19 protein-coding genes and 1 pseudogene are annotated in these 17,891 nt (G+C 52.6%); 14 read left to right on the top strand and 6 right to left on the bottom strand.

From position 1 onward, the window contains the following. Positions 1 to 335: 335 nt before the first annotated feature. The 4 genes and pseudogenes from AC56DV_RS30880 to AC56DV_RS30865 all read left to right on the top strand — a co-directional run. A pseudogene (locus AC56DV_RS30880) lies at positions 336 to 662 on the top strand (helix-turn-helix domain-containing protein); the annotation flags it as partial. A gap of 312 nt (positions 663 to 974) precedes the next feature. Beyond that, a complete protein-coding gene (locus tag AC56DV_RS30875; RefSeq protein ID WP_496318018.1) occupies positions 975 to 2,987 on the top strand; it encodes a hypothetical protein in 2,013 nt (670 codons plus the stop codon). Between the two features lie 2 nt (positions 2,988 to 2,989). Further along, positions 2,990 to 3,964 carry an ATP-binding protein gene (locus AC56DV_RS30870; RefSeq protein WP_496318017.1) on the top strand — a complete coding sequence of 325 codons (975 nt, stop codon included), beginning with the start codon at positions 2,990 to 2,992 and terminating at the stop codon, positions 3,962 to 3,964. Positions 3,965 to 4,594: 630 nt separating this feature from the next. After that, positions 4,595 to 5,410, top strand: coding sequence for a hypothetical protein (locus AC56DV_RS30865; protein ID WP_496318016.1), 816 nt, complete (start codon positions 4,595 to 4,597; stop codon positions 5,408 to 5,410). Between the two features lie 20 nt (positions 5,411 to 5,430). Here the strand turns inward: AC56DV_RS30865 and AC56DV_RS30860 are convergent, their stop codons facing one another. Both AC56DV_RS30860 and AC56DV_RS30855 read right to left on the bottom strand, forming a co-directional pair. Then, the gene (locus tag AC56DV_RS30860; protein WP_496318015.1) at positions 5,431 to 5,841 is read right to left on the bottom strand and encodes a hypothetical protein; all 411 of its coding nucleotides are present in this window, start codon (positions 5,839 to 5,841) and stop codon (positions 5,431 to 5,433) included. Next, positions 5,828 to 6,313 carry a hypothetical protein gene (locus AC56DV_RS30855; RefSeq protein ID WP_496318014.1) on the bottom strand — a complete coding sequence of 162 codons (486 nt, stop codon included), beginning with the start codon at positions 6,311 to 6,313 and terminating at the stop codon, positions 5,828 to 5,830. The genes AC56DV_RS30860 and AC56DV_RS30855 overlap by 14 nt, the downstream gene beginning before the upstream one ends. 109 nt (positions 6,314 to 6,422) lie before the next feature. On the opposite strand from AC56DV_RS30855, the gene AC56DV_RS30850 reads away from it, so the two are divergent. Next, on the top strand, positions 6,423 to 6,659 hold the full coding sequence (locus AC56DV_RS30850; RefSeq protein ID WP_496318013.1) for a helix-turn-helix domain-containing protein: 237 nt from the start codon (positions 6,423 to 6,425) through the stop codon (positions 6,657 to 6,659). Positions 6,660 to 6,668: 9 nt separating this feature from the next. On the opposite strand, the gene AC56DV_RS30845 is transcribed toward AC56DV_RS30850, so the two are convergent. Beyond that, on the bottom strand, positions 6,669 to 7,148 hold the full coding sequence (locus AC56DV_RS30845; protein ID WP_496318012.1) for a hypothetical protein: 480 nt from the start codon (positions 7,146 to 7,148) through the stop codon (positions 6,669 to 6,671). Positions 7,149 to 7,342: 194 nt separating this feature from the next. Beyond that, the gene (locus AC56DV_RS30840; RefSeq protein ID WP_496318011.1) at positions 7,343 to 7,732 is read right to left on the bottom strand and encodes a hypothetical protein; all 390 of its coding nucleotides are present in this window, start codon (positions 7,730 to 7,732) and stop codon (positions 7,343 to 7,345) included. Positions 7,733 to 8,389: 657 nt separating this feature from the next. Here AC56DV_RS30840 and AC56DV_RS30835 point away from each other — a divergent pair. The 4 genes from AC56DV_RS30835 to AC56DV_RS30820 are packed head-to-tail and all read left to right on the top strand — an operon-like array spanning position 8,390 to position 10,943. After that, positions 8,390 to 8,626 carry a multiubiquitin domain-containing protein gene (locus AC56DV_RS30835; RefSeq protein WP_496318010.1) on the top strand — a complete coding sequence of 79 codons (237 nt, stop codon included), beginning with the start codon at positions 8,390 to 8,392 and terminating at the stop codon, positions 8,624 to 8,626. Continuing rightward, the gene (locus AC56DV_RS30830) at positions 8,627 to 9,043 is read left to right on the top strand and encodes an E2/UBC family protein (protein WP_496318009.1); all 417 of its coding nucleotides are present in this window, start codon (positions 8,627 to 8,629) and stop codon (positions 9,041 to 9,043) included. It abuts the gene before it with no gap. Further along, on the top strand, positions 9,040 to 10,494 hold the full coding sequence (locus tag AC56DV_RS30825; RefSeq protein ID WP_496318008.1) for a HesA/MoeB/ThiF family protein: 1,455 nt from the start codon (positions 9,040 to 9,042) through the stop codon (positions 10,492 to 10,494). Before AC56DV_RS30830 ends, AC56DV_RS30825 begins: the two co-directional genes overlap by 4 nt. After that, complete coding sequence (locus AC56DV_RS30820; RefSeq protein ID WP_496318007.1) at positions 10,401 to 10,943, top strand: ubiquitination-like system serine protease family protein; 543 nt, start codon at positions 10,401 to 10,403, stop codon at positions 10,941 to 10,943. Before AC56DV_RS30825 ends, AC56DV_RS30820 begins: the two co-directional genes overlap by 94 nt. 114 nt (positions 10,944 to 11,057) lie before the next feature. Here AC56DV_RS30820 and AC56DV_RS30815 read toward each other — a convergent pair whose 3' ends face one another. Both AC56DV_RS30815 and AC56DV_RS30810 read right to left on the bottom strand, forming a co-directional pair. Beyond that, positions 11,058 to 12,008: a site-specific integrase gene (locus AC56DV_RS30815; RefSeq protein ID WP_496318006.1), complete on the bottom strand. Its 951-nt coding sequence runs from the start codon at positions 12,006 to 12,008 to the stop codon at positions 11,058 to 11,060. Next, positions 12,008 to 12,964 (bottom strand): DUF4238 domain-containing protein, encoded by a 957-nt coding sequence (locus AC56DV_RS30810; protein WP_496318005.1) that lies wholly within the window; start codon positions 12,962 to 12,964, stop codon positions 12,008 to 12,010. The genes AC56DV_RS30815 and AC56DV_RS30810 overlap by 1 nt, the downstream gene beginning before the upstream one ends. 202 nt (positions 12,965 to 13,166) lie before the next feature. Here AC56DV_RS30810 and AC56DV_RS30805 point away from each other — a divergent pair, with 202 nt between their 5' ends. The 5 genes from AC56DV_RS30805 to AC56DV_RS30785 all read left to right on the top strand — a co-directional run bounded on the left by AC56DV_RS30805 (position 13,167) and on the right by AC56DV_RS30785 (position 17,864). Further along, a complete protein-coding gene (locus AC56DV_RS30805; RefSeq protein ID WP_496318004.1) occupies positions 13,167 to 14,231 on the top strand; it encodes a DNA-binding protein in 1,065 nt (354 codons plus the stop codon). Between the two features lie 312 nt (positions 14,232 to 14,543). After that, a complete protein-coding gene (locus AC56DV_RS30800; protein WP_496318003.1) occupies positions 14,544 to 15,017 on the top strand; it encodes a hypothetical protein in 474 nt (157 codons plus the stop codon). Next, positions 15,014 to 15,613 (top strand): Cap15 family cyclic dinucleotide receptor domain-containing protein, encoded by a 600-nt coding sequence (locus tag AC56DV_RS30795; protein WP_496318002.1) that lies wholly within the window; start codon positions 15,014 to 15,016, stop codon positions 15,611 to 15,613. Before AC56DV_RS30800 ends, AC56DV_RS30795 begins: the two co-directional genes overlap by 4 nt. A gap of 514 nt (positions 15,614 to 16,127) precedes the next feature. After that, entirely contained in the window at positions 16,128 to 17,366 is a 1,239-nt protein-coding gene (locus AC56DV_RS30790; RefSeq protein WP_496318001.1) for a nucleotidyltransferase domain-containing protein, read from the top strand. Beyond that, positions 17,367 to 17,864: a type II CBASS E2 protein gene (locus AC56DV_RS30785; protein WP_496318000.1), complete on the top strand. Its 498-nt coding sequence runs from the start codon at positions 17,367 to 17,369 to the stop codon at positions 17,862 to 17,864. Positions 17,865 to 17,891 lie beyond the last annotated feature (27 nt).

Genomic DNA, 17,891 nt, shown 5'->3' with positions numbered 1-17,891 from the left:
ACGTGCGCGGGATAGCGCCATGGTTTGGTCAGCAGTTGCGGCATGCCAGTCTCCTAAATCCGCCCGGGATTTCCTCGAGGGTGCGGTCGGCAGAGAGCCGTCGCAGGTTATTCGGAGAGTAGCATTGATGTCACTGTTGAATTCTATCCAATATTCACTATGTACCAGCTGATTCGAAACAGCTACTGGCGTCTCCGTAATCTGCGTGTCGGGCGCTTTGGTCAAGCTCGTTGTTGATTTGCGCCGAAAATTGACCCATTTACCCCAGTAATTTGCAAACGAATCTGACCCACGTTTGAAGCACAATCCACCTGTCTCATCGGCAGGAGAACGGAGTGATCGACGTGGCATTGCTAGGCATAATTCGACGCTGGCACTTGCGTGACCAGGTCCCCCTCAGGGAGATCGCCAGGCGACTGGGCATCTCGAGGAACACCGTCCGGCGCTATCTGCGCTCGGAAATCACAGAGCCCTCCTATGCGGAGCGGCGAGCGTCCAGCGCGCTGGACAAATTCTCATTGCAGTTGTCGGGGTGGCTCAAGGCCGAGACGGTCAAGCCGCGCAAGCAGCGACGCAATTTGAAGCAGATCCACGAGGACCTGAAGGAGCTGGGTTACGAGGGGTCATACGACCGCGTGGCGGCGTTCGCCAGGCAGTGGAAGGCGGGTCAATCGGACAGGGTCAATTCGGCGAGCAAACGAACACAAAATGTATAAACATTTACCTTTACGTCGATTAAAGCGAATATGTAACCGTCCTGGAGGGAAGGATGCCCGAGCCTTCTACACTTTTGCTTTGGTTTAAATTTAGCAAAATTGTTCCGTCGGCAGAGTCTTAAGCGATACCAGCTCCAGGCATCCTCCGTAAAAAACTCTCACATCGCGCAACGTTGTGCACTATATAAAAGACGTTCGGTATCCTAGAATGAGAAGCTGATTGCTGCCCCCTTAGTCTACTAGGCCCAAGGAAGCCACATGTCTGAGCTTGATCCGGATGCTTGTGTTGGGCGACTGATACGTGGTTCTGTTATTGACACCACATCTTGGCCGACCCCTGACGAAGGCTCAATGAGTGATGCCGCGCGGACACGATACTTTCAGCGAAAGACTTCGATCGCCCTTTACCTATCTGGACATTCCCATGCAGAAACAAAGCGGCGTACCGGCCTGGGCTCGAAGCATATATACAGGCTGATCACTGAGCGTTGCCTTGAAATGCATGTTGACGGGCAGGTGTATGGTTGGCGCGCGCTGGTTCCCAATCTTCGGATACATCCGTATCGTAGAAAGCATAAGGTGATCATCGACCGATTCGGTTGCGGGGGCGCAGGTGCCCTCAGCGTGTTCTGGGACAAGTATCCAGATATTAGGAGAGAGTTTGATAAGCAAATTCTGAAGTTACCAAGTGCTACGAAACTTTCCGAATCAAGGAAGTCTCGTCTGGCTCATCAGGGATGGTTTCTCGAAAGAGCCAGGAGGGCGGGCTGCGAGGCGCGCGGAGAATGGCCGTTCAACACACAGCAGCTCGGATACGTCTCAATTTGCCGATATATTGATGCGATCTTGGCTGAAAACCCAGCTCGAGCCGCATTTCTGGCCGGGGGGCCAGATAATGCTCGAAAATTGAAAGCAGGTGACGGAGTAGATCGACCTGCGCTTCGTTTTATGGAGCGCGTGGAGATGGATGCCCACAAGCTCGACGGACGCTTCTGCGTCTCCATACCCCTACCACAAGGTGGAACAAGCGAAAAAATTGTGCATCGTCTCTGGGTCATAGTACTGATCGAAGTCGTCAGCAGAGCAATTCTGGGCTATCACCTGTCCATGGGCAAGGAAGTCTCCCACCGCGACGTTCTGCGCGCAATAAAGAATGCACTCACAAAATGGTCGCCTAGGATAATTGCCTTCTCGGCGGAGCCATATGCAGAAGGGGCGGGATTACTTTCAGCGTTAGGCCCGCAATTTACAGGATTGTGCTGGAATGAACTCAGTGTCGATGGAGCGCTCGCAGAGACATGCAAAACGGTGAAGGGGATGCTCCGTGACGTCGTAATGGGAGAGATTGTTTCGCCGAAAAATAGTTTCGCTGCACGCCGCTTAAAAGATGACCGCCCCTTTATCGAACGATTCTTCGCGAACCTTGCCGAAGGTGGTTTTCAACGGATGACAAATACCACGGGAAACTCACCATCACATCGCAAAGGAACTAAACCAGAAGAAATCGCAATCTCTAGTCGATTCCAATTTGAGTACGCCGAAGAATTGCTTGATGTACTAATCGCTAACTATAACGCAACGCCGCACAAGAGCCTGTCATACCGTAGCCCATTGCGTTTTGCAGAGTTCATGCTTTCCCGCTCACAGGACATGCAGAGGTATGCAGATCCGAACGCAGTACAAATGATCTTGAGTACTCGGAAGCTTTGTAAGGTACATGGAGGACCTCGCACGGGAAGAAGTCCATTTGTTTACTTCGAAGGTGCAACCTATAGCAGTGATCTGCTCCGGGGCCGGCATGACCTAGTGGGTAAATACATTTGGGTGGTGAATCATAATGAGATTGACGCGCGGTTCGCCCTTGCATCAACTGAAGATGGGCAACAGTTAGGAATACTGCGAGCTGCGCCTCCCTGGCATATTACGCCACATAGCCTATCCGTAAGAAAGGCAGTAAATAGCCTTGCATATAGAAAAAAAATTAAACTCGACAATAGTGATGGCGTTCGTGCACTGCTCGACTATTCTGAACGTCAAGTGGACGGAAAATTGCCAATTCACCCCGCATATTTGGAGGCACGTAACATTCTTATCGCCTTCGCTGAAAAATCTGTCGGTGAAACTATGCTTGAGCACGCTATGCGGCGAGCCCAATCTCCAGAAAGGAACGATGCGGAACTGCAAAGCAATCAAGAAGGTACCATAGGCGCGTCCGCCAGCGCTCCAGCGCAATCGAAACTTCCAGCCCCAAGAAAAGCCGCAACAAAATAATCATGCGCCTTCGGCTACCAAAACACATCGATCCGATGCATCCACTCGTCACCAAAGAGTACGCCGTATACACGCCTCCGGTCGATGAAATGCTTACGACGCTTGGAGATTGGATCGATCAGCAACGCACCGGTGGCTATATCTACGGGGCGTCAAGGTTCGGAAAGTCGCGAGGCCTGCGCTGGCACCTCCGCTCTGTCCTTGAAGAACGATTTGGCGAGCACATCCCGCTGGTAATGTGGTCGCGACGACCTGAAGTTGATTCAAGCGAAGCTAGTTTCTGGACCCAATTGTTGAAAGCTTCCGGATTTCACTTCACTACTGGAGTTCAGACTCGAAAGAAGGATAGCGTCTTTGATGCTTTCCGCTTCCGACTGACAGCTTTTGCCAAGAACTCCGGTGGAAATTATGTGGTACTAATGATCGATGAGGCGCAAGAAACAACCTTCAGGGAGTGGAAGTGGCTTGTGGGCCTTCAAAATGCACTCGACCTAGACGGCATTCATCTCAGCATATTCTCAGTTGGAACCCACCAGATGAGTTATGAGCACGAAGCTTTAGCGAGTACAGGGAACGCTCATGTCGCCGCTCGATTTCTAACGCCACATGCACGCTTCCATGGGATCCGATCTGTGGAGGCGCTCTCGTATGTACTAAATGGATATGACACTGATTCGGAATGGCCTTCCGGAACTGGACGATCATTCCTTCAGCATTTCGCGCCGAATGAATTCGAAAAAGGTAATCGCCTATCCCACTATGCAGGGGAGATTTGGCAAGCATTTTCCGACCTTAATCCCAATAAATTCGCAAAGCACCAAGAGGTGCCAATGCAACATATTGCACACGCCATTGAATCCACCTTGTTTCAAATCGCTGACGGCTCCGATTGGAGTGAGGCAACGTCATTTCAGGCCTGGCTCGCAGCTATTGCGGACACCGGGTTTTCCGATCACATGCGAATTGTCTATAATTAAATGAGCTTATCACCACTCAATTGGTGGAGAGGCAGTCTTCGGCCTTACGAATCGGGCGGTTCCTTCATTGCGCACTTCTGCAGACTTAACAGCATATCGCCGAGTATTTGCCTCGATTTTTTCGGCAACGAATTCAAGCGATTCGCCTTGGAGGGTAAATCCGTCTCCAATGACGAGATTCAACGGATTGCGCTCCTGCTTGACGAGCCTCTGGAAGTAGTAGATTCGGTCTGCAATCCAACGCTTAGCCTATCAGATGCTGGCGTCTATAAGGTTCGCCCGCCTGAAAGAATCGGGAGGTGGTCAGTATTCATCTGTCGTGATTGTGCTAAGTTGGGCTTTCACAGTTATCTTCATGAGCTAGTTTGGGTGAAGTTCTGCCCATTCCATGGATTGCCACTGCAGCAGGAGAGTAGGTTGGAGATTCGGGCGAAATCGAAATTCGATAATTATATTGCGTCGCTCAGCAGCACATTTCGTGAGTACTGTGATCGCTGGCCAGTGAGCGGTGGAGGCCCGTTAAATGGATTGACGAGCCGCTCACAATTCGCGCGATTTCAACGATGGGCTAGGTCGGCGAGGCAACATGGGGTCGCGCTTTCAAGTGCTGTATTTTGGACATATCCAGACGTGGAACAGTCGATCCAAGCCTCCGCAGCCCAGAATATTGGAAGGCTGCTTACGTTGGTTCCCGGTACAACGGAGATTCAAGAAATGCTGCTGCCTGTCGCGCGGTGGACATTATACAACTGGCAGTTCGACACCGCTACCAAGTCTGCGATTCAGAATTTACTTGCCGACATTGATATCGATAGTGTCATCAATTTGTACGTGAACACCGGGTTGCAGCAAACAGTATGTCCTCCATTTTTCGCCATGAGGGATTCGGCTGTGGGAAATTTACTTGCGGGCCATAAACGGTGTCGCTGCAGATGGGAGCTAGTATATGGCTCTTTTTACACATCAGCATGGATACCAAGTGCAGAAGACAAGATGCATACGCCAATAATTTGCCCCCTCAGTTATGTAATCTCGGAACTGTTGGAATCTTGGGAACTTCAACCGCGCAGCCCCAAGCGCAGATGGGAGTTTTCCCGCGAAATATATAATACGGCGCTGATTTTGCAAAAACACGGTTTAATCACCGTTCAATATTCACTCCAAGATTTCGTCGCTGCTTCGCAGGTAAAGGACTCATCAGCAATGAACGGACTACGATGGAATGCAGGTCATATTATGGCTCCGTTTCTGAACATCCTTGCGGAAGCTCGATTTAGCGCCATTCTCGCCGATGCGTACCAATGGCTCGACAAAATTGAGCAGGGCTTCGCTCCATCACCATTCCCGATATCTAGCCACTCCGTCTACCTTGACGGGGACGAGCATTGGACAAGATTGTTCGCTTGGAACCTTGCGCGGGATAACGAACAGTATCGCAACGCATAGGTACCAGCTTGGTGAGGAAACTATAATTGCGCGGCAGGCTGAAGTGATTTTCGTATGGCACCTATGCGTGCCTCGCTTTCGCTACGCGCGGTCGCATGCGAACTAACTCGATTCTCAGCAAGTACACTTGCCCTCAAGCATTCGCGCTCAACGGACAGCACACTAAGATTGGTTTTCGCTTCTTCTTGGTCAATCAGGCAAAGAAGTTTGCCCATTTTTACAGCGCCACGCAGATAATTGATTCGGCAGTCGATCTCTATCAGGAGGTCTTGCCGATCAGCCGGTAGTTCAACATCGACTATTGCTCTCTGCAATTTGCTGCGTTCCGCGCCGAGCAACAACTCAAAGTAGTTGTGAAAATGTTGACGCAGGTTCGCTTGTCCATGGGCGTACTTAGTCGGTGTCCTTTGCATGGAATCAGGTGTTACCATTGATCATAATCCGGAGCCTTGCGGCTGTCTCTCTGGCGTGATGTATGGACGACATGGACATCCTAATGAGCGGTCGCTTAATATCGTTTGTCGTGATCTCAAGGAAGACCTTATCATACCTAGTGTTTGCTGATCCAACGGCCACGGCGCCGAGTTGCACCCCACCGCCGCTCGTCCGTTCACGCCAGGTAACCTGCCAAGATTGGACAAAGTCGTAGCCGAGTATCTCGATCGACTTGCCGCCTTTCGTGACGTAGGCAAGCTTCCGGTTCGTTCGATCAAAAGCCAGGGCACCATCCTTGTGAAAGAGGTCGCCGACCACAAGTGTCGCCATATCCGCTGGGGTGGTTCCAAAGCATGTGCCGTGCCTCTCGTTGGTCTCCTCTAGGCAGCGCCAGAACTTTGCGATGGCGTTCTTCAGGTGTTCGTAGTAGGCCCAGCCAAGCAGGCCCAGCACGAAGATCACCCACATTGTTGTTTCCAAGTCAACCCCTTCCAGAAATGCGCGTTATCGTGGTAGCACTAAGCGGCAATAATTATCCCATTTTGGGATAATTTTGGGAAGGTGATCACATGTGTGGATGAAATCCATACATGATCCCCGATACGTCCAGTTTATTGAATTATTAGCAAGGACGCGAGAGGATGCTCACGTCACTCAAAGCGAGCTTGCTCATCGGCTTGCTAAGCACCAGTCATTCGTCGCGAAAGTTGAGAATCTCGACCGCAGAATTGATGTGGTAGAGCTTGCTGATTGGCTTCGCGCCCTCGACGTCATACCACAGGAATTTGCCGGGAAACTGCGCTGGTGGCAGTGAAGTACGGGTTCAGGCCTTCTGACTATCTTGCCACGCAAGCCAGCCCTCCCTGTGCGCCCGTGCATCGTGCAATGCATGGTGCCATGGGCCGCCGCGCTCGTGGTACTGAACCACAGCATGATTAAAGACCGACAAGTCAGCATGCCCGCGCAGGTCATATCGGCCGGTTAGATTGGCCGGTGCCACGCCGTCCATCGCGTCTAGTAGCAATTCCCAATCTGTGTAGCTGTCGCAAGCTACCGTGACGCCACGCGGCAGCGCAGCAAACCATTCCATTAGCTTAACGCCCAGTTGGTGCCGGTCGAGCGCCGGACCCGCGTTGCCCAGTTGCGGCAACACAGCTGCATGGACGAACGAATTGCACCACTCTGAGCAGTAATCGGATCGCTCCTCGTACAACACGAACTGGTCATCCTCACTGACTATACCAATGGAGATCAGGTCACAGTTGAGAGCATCCGTGTATTCGGTGTCCAGAAATATCAGCATAAAATTCTCCGGTGTGCAGATGGGACTTTCCAAGGCGACTGAGTAGCTAAGCGTATGTAACGGCGTAACTGGCCATCCTTCACTTCCTCAGTCATACATTCCTTTATTATTCAGATCGCGGCTTCACCCAAGCAATTGGCACATTGCGTGTCCTTTGGCGCTTTGACCCCATACTACCTAGTCACTTCAGCCGCTCAGCCGCTCAGCCCGCAAGATCCGCCAATGAAAGAAACACGTTGGCTGTTTGGGAAGCGTGCAGAGAACGCGTCTTCGTCGTGTTCTACCCACGATACCCAGGCGCGGCCTTCTACCGCCTCCTCCGCAGTGGGGAAGCTATAAAAGCTGGTCCCAACCAACACCACGATTTCGCCCCCCGTCGCCTCACGTTGGATCAAACGATCCACCAAATTTCGGGCGTTGCGCCGCGCATCGCCGAGCACTGCAGCGCGCTTAACAGGCCGCCCGGCGACATCCATCGGGTTCTGGCCAGCAACGGAGTAAGACGCCCGCCATTTGTCGGAACCGACTTCCTCCAATTCGATGTGAATCCAGTGCCCGCGATATTCGAATTCCGTATCGTCCAAAACCAAACTCCGTTAACAAAATGCAAGCTTAGCACGTCGCTCACTGCTTGGCAGCTTGCAACTGCGAGATCCCCAGGCTGTGGTAGTTGACGGCATGCATCGTGCCCGATCCCTGAGGCAGTTATGATCTCAATGTGCTCTCCCGTGGATGACGGTCGGTCAACGATGTTGCCGCAGCGCGGCTCCGCAGCACCTCTCTTCAAACCGTCTCAACAGCTTACCCGATACACGTCCAGCTAAGACTTGGAAACACGACGCCGCTTTGGAATCTGACAGAGGCTTGCTACGACAGCTTCCTTGCTCAGTACGCGCCCCGCAGGGAGGCACGGGAACCATGGAAGCTGCTCGAAGACGTTGGTTCTTGGGGCCGAGTTTTGCGAAATGAGCCAACTTAAACCGGCCTGGCAGCCATCGCCCAAGCGCATCTTGATGTAGGTAGACAGCGAATTGCGTGGGCGGTGCCGTAAGAAGCACTGCGATGGTGCTTGGTGGCGCCGCGCTCATTGGTTCAAAAAAACCTTCACAAAATGTCTTTGGTTAAGCCTGCATGATTCTGATACACTAAACATGAACAATAGCATTGTTTCAATAGTTCAATGTCAAATGCTTGGTTGAATCGTTTCATGCGTTTCCAAAAAAATTTATGGAAGGTTTCCTATGAAAAAGTATCACTTCAAGATCGAGAACGACACATTTGAGTGGCCTAACCAGATCATAACCGGGGCCGAGGTCAGAGGCGTTGGGCCTGGCATACCTGACACCATGGATTTGTTTATCAAACATAAAGGCAAGCCAGGTGTGCTGGTTGCTAACGATGATAAGTTTGATTTAGACGAGCCCGGCATTGAGAAATTCTATGCCCAGGATGCTAGTTCTGAAGCGGGTGAGATTTAAATGCCGCTCCTCTTCGATGGCGATTACGCATACCTACAGGAAATCGGTCAAGCCCACGTCGAAGATGAAGCATCACGCTTCCTTATTTTTATGAATTTCCCTTTGCCCCAAGGGATCTATAAGTCTGGTGGCATGGAACTGAGCGCGGTGGATGTTCTTTATGTCATCCCGCCGAACTACAATACGGAAGGGGGCGATATGTTCTGGCTGAATTTAAAGTTGGAACGTATCGACGGCCACCCCATTCCCAATATCAGCGGCCCAAACGAAGACAGTCGAACCAGTAATGGAACGGAGTACCTTCGCTGGTCTAGGCATTGGAATAACAAGCCTTGGCGTCCCAAAGTCGACAATATCGAACAAATTATCGGCCGCCTGACCTGGGCGTTTGCCAACCCGGACGCAAAACGCTCATGAGTGCGCGCATCGTATTCACGACATCTCAAAATGCCGTCCTTAGCGCGTGGCTTGAGAGCCATCCTGAGAATCACGAACGTGCGGCAATCGCCCTTTTTCGAAAGTTAGACAGAAATGTAGCAGGTCTCGCTGCTTCGCCCCGGTTCGTGTGTGTCGACGTTATCGAACTTAAAGACGAATGGATTCTTGACAGTTCTCAAACCCATGTCCGTATCAATATGCGACTGCTCCCCGAGCTCTATTTGCGCTGCGAGCTGGAAGAATTGGAGCTTGGCTTTATCCACAGTCACCCGCCGGGAGCGCATGACTTTTCCGGTGTTGACGATAGGAACGAACAGAATATTTTGCGCGGGTATAGCGGGTGCAACGGAACAGATGTAACACTGGTTGCATTGATGCTCTGCGAAGGACGCTGGCATGCGCGCACGCGTTCAGGCGCAGCTCCCACGATCTCAACCGAATCACGGCATGTCGCGGTTCTGTCAGACGGCATTGAGCTTCATCTGCAGTCACGAAATGGTGATGAAACAGAGTTACTTGCCCGCCAGGAGTCTGCCTTCGGCAAACCGTTCAATCGCAAGTTGCAATCGCTCCGCGCTATTGTAATCGGGGCCGGCGGAACAGGATCGGCTCTGGCTACGATGCTAGTCCGCTGCGGCATAGGAGAGCTGATCATTGTCGATGGCGACGAACTGGAACTGAGCAATCTGAATCGTGTGCGGGGGTATCGCGCAGAGGAGGTCGGCCAGAACAAGGCTGAAACATTGGCACGGTATATCGATGGACTAGGTTTATCGTGCATCGTTACTCACATCCCGGAATTCGTCGACAAGTCGTCCGCTGCAGTCGACGCCATTGCTACAGCTGACGTCCTCTTCGGTTGTACTGATGACGTGAGCGGCCGTGATATTCTTACGCAGGCCATGTACTATTACTGCTTGCCGTATGTTGATGTTGGTCTGACTGGTCGGATAGATAATGACAAGGACGGTGAACCCTATTTGCGCGACCATCGCGGGCGAATTAGCGTGATTACTCCCGAAGTTGGGGCGTGCCTGCGCTGCCAGCGCGTTGTCACCGACGATAAACTAGCATATGAACGTGCCATAAGGGACCGACCTGACCTGAAAAAGCTCGACAAAGACACTCTGATGAAAGAGTATTACCTAAAAGGAGGAGGGGAGTCGGCGCCTGGGGTCGGTCCCTTTACAAGCATGGTTGCAGACTTTGCTGTTTCAACGCTGATGAATCTTGTCCGCAGTTACCGGAAACTATCAAGCGATTTTGTCTCCGATAATGTATGGATCGACTTTGTTCATCTTAGTTTCTCCAGCATCGATAATCCGCGTAAGCAAGGATGTTTTTGCTGTGGGAAATTTGGCTTGCTCAACGCTTCAGAAAACGGTTATCGCCTGGGTATGGCATCTCTTGGGAAGCTCATAAAATCATGAGTCTATTGTCAAGAATAGCAGCGTTGTTCAGGGGCAAAGAGTCGCCACAACCAGCGGCCGGCCGCCGCCCTTCTACTACGAGCAAGTCAAGCCGCAGCTTGCCGCCCGTTCACTTCCAAGCTATATCCCTAATCCCAAAAGTACTTCCTAGTGAAAACGTAGAGGCTAATCACTTATATGTTGTAGCCCACAACAGTGAGCTTTACTGGGCGCTTTTCCGATGCCCGGATGGCTGTGGTGAAGTTATATCCTTACCTCTTCGGGCGCCACACACGCCGCGCTGGTCCGTTCATTCCACTACTGCAGGGCGACCTACTCTTAAGCCATCGGTCTGGCGGAATCAAGGATGTAAGTCGCACTTCATTGTTGACGATGGTCGCGTCTTTTGGTGCAACGACACTGGCAAAGCGCCCTCGGTAGCGAAACCAGAGTTGTATCGGCGCAGGTAAGAGATTGCAAAGGCTGAGCTGGTTAGATCGGCCTAAAGTTTGCCCTCCTGCCCCAATGACTGGTGCCCGCTCCGCGTTGATTGGTTTGATACCTCCCCCCATTCAGTCATCACGTTAAGGACTATCGGAACCGTGGTCCTTTGTCCGCATCTTTGCAAATGGGTCTGTCGATTCGAGGTAGCGCATGGCGGACTGAACATCGCGCCACCCGACGTATTCCATCAATGTCTTCAAGTCCCAGCCATTGGACGTGGCCCAGTTGGCGAAGCCGCGCCGCAGCGAATGGCCGCTGTACTCCTCCGCGAACGGGACACCAGCGGAATCGAACAAGGAGCGCAACAGCGGCACCAGGCTGTTGATATGCAGTCCAGCCTCGCCGATGTGCCCCCAGCGGTCGATGCCTCGGAAAACAGGACCGTCCGACAGTCGAGCTAGCCCGATCCAGGCCAAGTACGCATCCACCGGGCACAAGCTGGCAAGCGCCGGCGCCCGGAAAGTGGCGCCTCTAGCTTGGCGATCGCCCTTCGTCAAGGGCAGAAAACAGCGCATACCCTCGCCGGCGATGGCGTCGATGTGTTCGACGCGCAGTTTAGTCAACTCGTCGCCACGGAAGCCCCGCCAGAAACCCAATAGCAGCAAGGCCTTGTTGCGCTGGTAGCGAAGTTGCCGGGCGAGGCCGGATACGGTAACGGCGTCCGCGATGGCAGTGTCCAGGCACGCGACAACCCGGCGGATCTGTTCCAGTTGAAGGGGGCGGGCTCGCTCTTCCTGTGCGGGATGCAGCGTCCGTATACCCTTGAACACCTTGCGAACGATCGGAGCCTTAGTTGGATCCGGGAACCCTTGATCGATGTGCCACTGCGCCAGTGCCGCGAGGCGCAGGCGCAAAGTGTTGATCGCCAAGGAGTCGGCATAATGAACCAGGTAGCGGGTCACGCCGTCGGGAGTCGCCGGCAGTAAGCCACCCCACTCGATCTCGAAATGCCGTAATGCACCCTGGTAGCTGCGCCGGGTGTTTTTACGGTCCGCTGCGTCAACGTAGCGCTCGAAATCATGGCTCGTCATCAGCGCTTTACCGGAAGGTGGCGCAGTAGATCGGCGCCACGTCTAATTTGGCCATCAGACGCCAAATAGACGAACTTGTCGTCGCGGGAATATATCTGCCTGTCGCTATGAGCCACGACAATGCCATTGACGAGCGCGACCTGATCTTTAGTGATGTCTCGCACTCCCGCCGGGCCTTCGAAGGTGCCGACGATCGCCAAATCATGCGAGACGGTAAACACGACTTCGGTGCCTTTCATGCCAAAGCCGGGTGAATTGAAGAAGCCGCGGTCGCGCTGCTCGCTCCAGATCAGCGAGACTGGATGGTCAGACGTGACGAACCCACCGCTATCAGGGCCAGCGCGCATCATGAACCATTCGCGACCGCCAAGGAGTGGCAGGATGGTATCGAGCAGTGCGAGCTCATTTTCCACATGGCCCGTGGTCGACATCTGGATGGAATATTTTTCGCCGTCTATAAGGTCCTTCATGCCAAAGTAATCGACGTGCGTCTCGGGCGCAACATCGCAGCCATTCTCCGTGCGGCCGAAGCTGGCCTCGTAACGTTCCGGAGTCGCGACGGTGAGGTGCATCATTTGTTTAATGACCCGCTCATGGAAGTCGCGCACGTTTTCTCGCATCCGCGGGTGGCGAGCGGACAGCAGGGCCACCAGGTTCAGGACGAGGTTCAGGTCCGCAGCATCGCTCCACTGGCGCTGTTCCCACATCCGCTGGAGCGCGCGCGCCACTTTCCCTTCGAATTCAGCGTAACGTTCCTCGATGTAGTTAGGGGAGACGCCGTCGGCCGAGATGCGGTTGAAATCGCGCGCCGATGCGACGTTACGTGGATTGGCGACGAACGATTGGCGCGAGTGCTTATCGACAACGTGCAACTGGGCCTTCTTGCTGGGGCTCCGGGCAAAACCCTTCAAGTAACACTGTGGCACCCAATGGTGATTACGTGCTTCTCCGGTCATGGCATTTTCAGAAAAAATAGTTCGTTGGACAAAAACCGCCGAACGTAGCGGTCAGCGGCCATTTTACCGTCGTTTCCGATGTCACACGGGATAACCTCACATTATCACGCCTTATAAATGAGCTAGAATTTCATGCGAATGAGAGTCAAAGTGTTATGTAATTACGTATTACATGCTCATTATGAAATTTCGTGGAGGTTTTATGGCCAGAACTGGACTTTACAAATCGGACGTAAGGAAGGCCCGCGACAGCCTGCTGGTCCAATCCATCTACCCGTCCGTGGACGCCGTGCGTGTCGCACTGGGCAACACCGGGTCGAAGACCACCATTCACAAGTACCTCAAAGAGCTGGATGAGGAGGAGGGGAGCGTGGCACGCAAAAGCTCGGTCAGCGACGCGGTGCTGGATCTGGCCGAGCGTCTGGCGGCCCGTCTGCAGGATGAGGCCGACGCCCGGGTGGAGAGCATCGTCGCGGACTATGCCGACAAGGAAAACGGTCGAGTGTCTGTTGAGAACCAACTGAAGCAAGAGCTGGCTGATGCGAAGGCCCGGACAAAGCAGTTAGAGACGGAGATCCATGCGGAGATTGAGGCTCATGCTGTAACTCGCCAAGCCCAGCAAGCTGAAGCGATCACGCGCCATACAGCTGAACAGCAGATTTCGGGCTTGAAAGAACGCCTTGCGGAAAACGAGGCCCACCGGGCGTCCCTGGAAGATAAGCACAACCACGCCCGACAGGCGCTGGAGCACTACCGCCAGGCGGCGAAGGAACAACGGGAGCAGGAGCAACGCCGGCATGAACACCAGGTCCAGCAGTTACAAGCCGAACTCCGACAGGCGCAGCAGACGGCCGCCGTTAAGCAGGAGGAAGTGACCAAGTTGAACCAGGAAGGCGGCAAACTGGTCGCGGATCTTTCGCATGCCAGGTTGGCCGTTTACGAGGCTCAACGACTGGCACGCGATCAGGAGGCGAAGCTGGAGCAAATTCCGACCCTAGAGCGGAAGCTGCACGGCGCCCAGGAGAAGTCCGCCGACAAGGATGGCCGAATCGAGCAGTTGAACCATCAACTGCAGGCGGCCAACGCAAACGGCGAACAATTGGCAGCCAAAGTGCACGAGCTTGAAATCGCATTGGCCGGCGCACGTGCTACGGCCGATGGACAACTGGGACTGGCGGCGGAGCTGCGACGGTTGCTGGACAGTCACGGCCAAGGCGATCAAGTGAAGAAGCGGCGCGACGGAACTGCTTCGGACAACAAAGCCTGACTGCGTCTAGAATGACAAAGGGCCATTGCAGGATGGTTCGCTATGTCAGGGAGCAGGAGATTGGCAGATTTACTTCACAACCTTCGGACATTGTCACTTTTACTTCAGCTAATCGGGTACTTTTACTCCACCGGACGTGCAGGTGCAGGTGCAAATCGGTGAGTAGTTGCGCGCGTAATTCAATAAGATTGCGGCCGCCACTCCCTACCCGAGGTAGGGTAATGGTTTTTCGGAATTCGCCGCCAAAAACGCACGTGTTAAAATAGTTGAATGCATCTTTAATTAAGTCATATACGATTAGGAGAGTCCGAAATGAGTAGGCCATACACTGAAGGGAAGGCCCCTTCAACAGTGATTAATCAGTTGAAAACCCTGCTTCAAGCAATCCAGAATCGCGCCAGGAGTGATTTTTCAGGCGTTGGAATTATCGTGTGCGACAACCCATCCACTCTGCCAGTGATACCGATTCGCTTAAATCGCGCATTGCCAAGTGGCGACTCTGCAATTGAACAATTGATCGAAATTTCGTCTTTTGAAAGTGAGTTTCACGATGGCTTTCACGTCATCTCATCCGATTTCAGATTAAAGCTCGTGGCTCAGTACTTTTCACCTCCCATTTTAAATAACTTATCGATCGACAGAAGCAGGAGATTCGGAGGCCGCTACCTAGCCGCCTTATTCGGATCGGCAATTCCTGGGGTTCAAGCAACTGGAATTGCAAGCAAGGGCTTTGGCATCGCCGCTTTCCACAATGGTATTGAAGTTTTTTTTAAATCTGCCACATGATAACTTTGCTTCCTTTGAGCCGCGTGATTGCCTTGGTGGCGATCCTTTACGCGGCATTGATTTCAATAATATTGACTGCGATCGCTCAGCAATCTATCCCTAATGATATATTAGGTAGCATTAGAATCGCACTTGCAGGTTCGACAGTTCTGAGTTTGCTTTTACTGTTTGTCTTTCATGTGGGTTGGAAGTGGCTCTGGAAGAGAGTTCCATTACTTAATAAGGTTGTCTTTCCTAACTTGGAAGGCAAGTGGAAAATGACGATTCACTATGTGGCGGGAGAAAAAAGTGATTCGGTCGTTGCGACCGCGACTATCAAGCAGGATTTCGTAAAGCTCAGCATGGAAGTCGATTCGCCGGGCTCAGAGTCCAAGACACTAATTGCCCAACCAAAGAAGCACGCAGAGTCCGGTACGCCGTTGCTATACTATGTATATCAGGTCGATCCAAAACACTTAGGTCCCGTACCAAATCAATCCTACAACGGCTCAGCAATCTTACGCTATTCAAGTGAAGGAACGGAAAAGTTAGAAGGCAACTATTTTACTAGCAGGAATACATTCGGACGCTTTACGCTAACGCGACTTCATGAGTAAAACCTCTGCAACAAGTTCCGTCCCTGGTCTATTCGGAGAGCCAGCGTAGAAGAGGCAGCTTATTCTTGATGAGGTCCATTTGCTATCCTGGCCCGTTATCGCCTCTTCGGCGATATTCCAGCATTGCTAGGGCCCCAAGACGGCCTCGGTGCGTGTGCACGTCTTTCACGAGGATGCGCTCATTAGGTCAAGGATGGTCAGGCCGATTCGGCAAGGTAGTGCTGCACAGGCAGATCAGCCCGCATGGCACGTCCCAGGATACTCGACACGTGCTTGTCAAAGTTTCACTTGACGAATGTAAATTACTAGCTATAGTACTTCATGGGGGCTGTGACACTACTTCTAGTGGTCGCTCTGACTTTTTCGCCCTCTTGGAAGCCATGTTCTGTGCGTGAGGGAATTTTTGATGTAGAAATTTTGCAGACGGACTATTGAAAAGAGGATAATGGCACTTAGTTGTAAGCAAGTCTCATGGCGCGTCCAGTGCGCCTTAAATTTCTTGAAAGAACGCTGAATGAGCGCTGTTCCGAGCCACTTTCGCCAGCCATATACGGTTCGCGCACAATCCTCCTTTCTTCGTTTGGTCGAAGACATTGGGCGCGCGCTAGAGCCCACCGTTACGCAGCTTGCCACGCTCGAACGCTCATACAACAGCACTGGCGAGTTTCTCACCAACTGCGATGAATTCAAAGGACACCTTGAACAAATTGTACCCCATGGTTCGCGCGCAATTGGGACAATGACCCGCCCGCTGAGGGGAGGCGAAGGCTTCGATATCGATCTGATGGCACGGTTAAACCGATCTGCTTGGACGGTGTATTCCGGTGACAATGGGGCCACATTGTTGTTGAATCGGCTGCAGACAGCCGTAGGCCGATACGCTTCGCAGCACGGTCTAAAACTAGTTAAGTGGGAGCGCTGCGTCACTTTGGAATACGCCGATGGCATGTGCGCTGATATTGCCCCCGTCATCGACATGCCGCGTTCAACAGCTTTGTATGGTGATTCGCATGGTTGGATTCCTGATCGCCAGCTCCGCGAATTCCAGCCGACGAATCCATTGGGTTTAACGCGGCAGTTCAATACTATCGCTGCCATCAAGCCTGTTTTCCTGGCGACCGAAGCCTTGGACTCTGTGGAAGCCATGCGAAAGGCCGAGCTCGTGCCGTTGCCAGATGTAGATGTATTCGGAAGGCTGATTTGTCGACTTATCCAAATGGTGAAGCTACACCGAAACATTGCATTTAGCCAAAATGGTATGAGTGAACTCTCGCCGAGCTCTCTTTTTATCACGTCACTGATTGCTGGTGCGTACGAGAAAAAAGCACTTGTCCCGCACCGCGACCAGCTTGAACTTTTCCTTGATGTGATTCGTACTATGCCCACTCTGATCACGGTTAGGGACCTGGATTACGGAAGGCGTGAATGGGAACTTATGAACCCGACGGCACCCGGCGAAAACTTGGCTGGTTCGATGAACAAGCAAGGGAAGCAGGAGGCATTTACGCAATGGCATACAAGGCTTGTTCAGGATGTTGAAACGCTCTTGCGAACGATCGAATCCCGCCCAGGATTAGACCAGGTTACGAACTTGGTGTCGTCGACATTTGGGGAGAAAGCATCGACCGCAGTCCGCGACAGCGAAAGGGCACGACAATCACTGATGAGGCAAGCCGGCAGAGCAGCCAGTGTGACCTCCGCTGGATTGATCATCCCGATGACCGCGCGCAGCCACACATTCTTTGGTGAATAGATGAGCTTGAAAGAAAAGGGGCCACCGAACTTGGCCGAGCGCCTATTGGACCTAAAGACACTTGGCCTTCCGAACACGTCTCACGAATTTGACCGAGGCAAAGAGCTAATATTTCGCGTTGAACTTTCGCCTTCGGATGTGTCTCGTGTGTATTCATGCGAGCTTCATGTGCCATCTGGCAAAGAACGTCCGTCCATGATCGTTGTGGCACCTGACCTGCGGCCCCTGGCGGAGGGGAAAATAATTCCACATACCTATCCCTACAATGGAAACGGCGTACACCTGTGTCTTTGGACCCCAAAGTTGAAGGAATGGGATTGGCACATGAAGCTGTCTGAAACGTATATTCCTTGGACGCTTCGCTGGCTGTGGTATTTCGAAGATTGGCTTCACAGCGATGACTGGGCCGGCGGTGGAACACATCCTGAATCCAGTCGACGGCGTTTTGGGAGAGGAACACGCACACGTTCCGCACGGCAGTACGAGCTTACCAGCTAAGTTCGTCAATTCGATCTGCGGCTAACA

Source organism: Massilia sp. BGA-UO-ETr-WB1 (assembly GCF_059567845.1).
The sequence above is the reverse complement of the archived record's forward strand: the minus strand, read 5'-3'. Positions and strand labels throughout refer to the sequence as shown.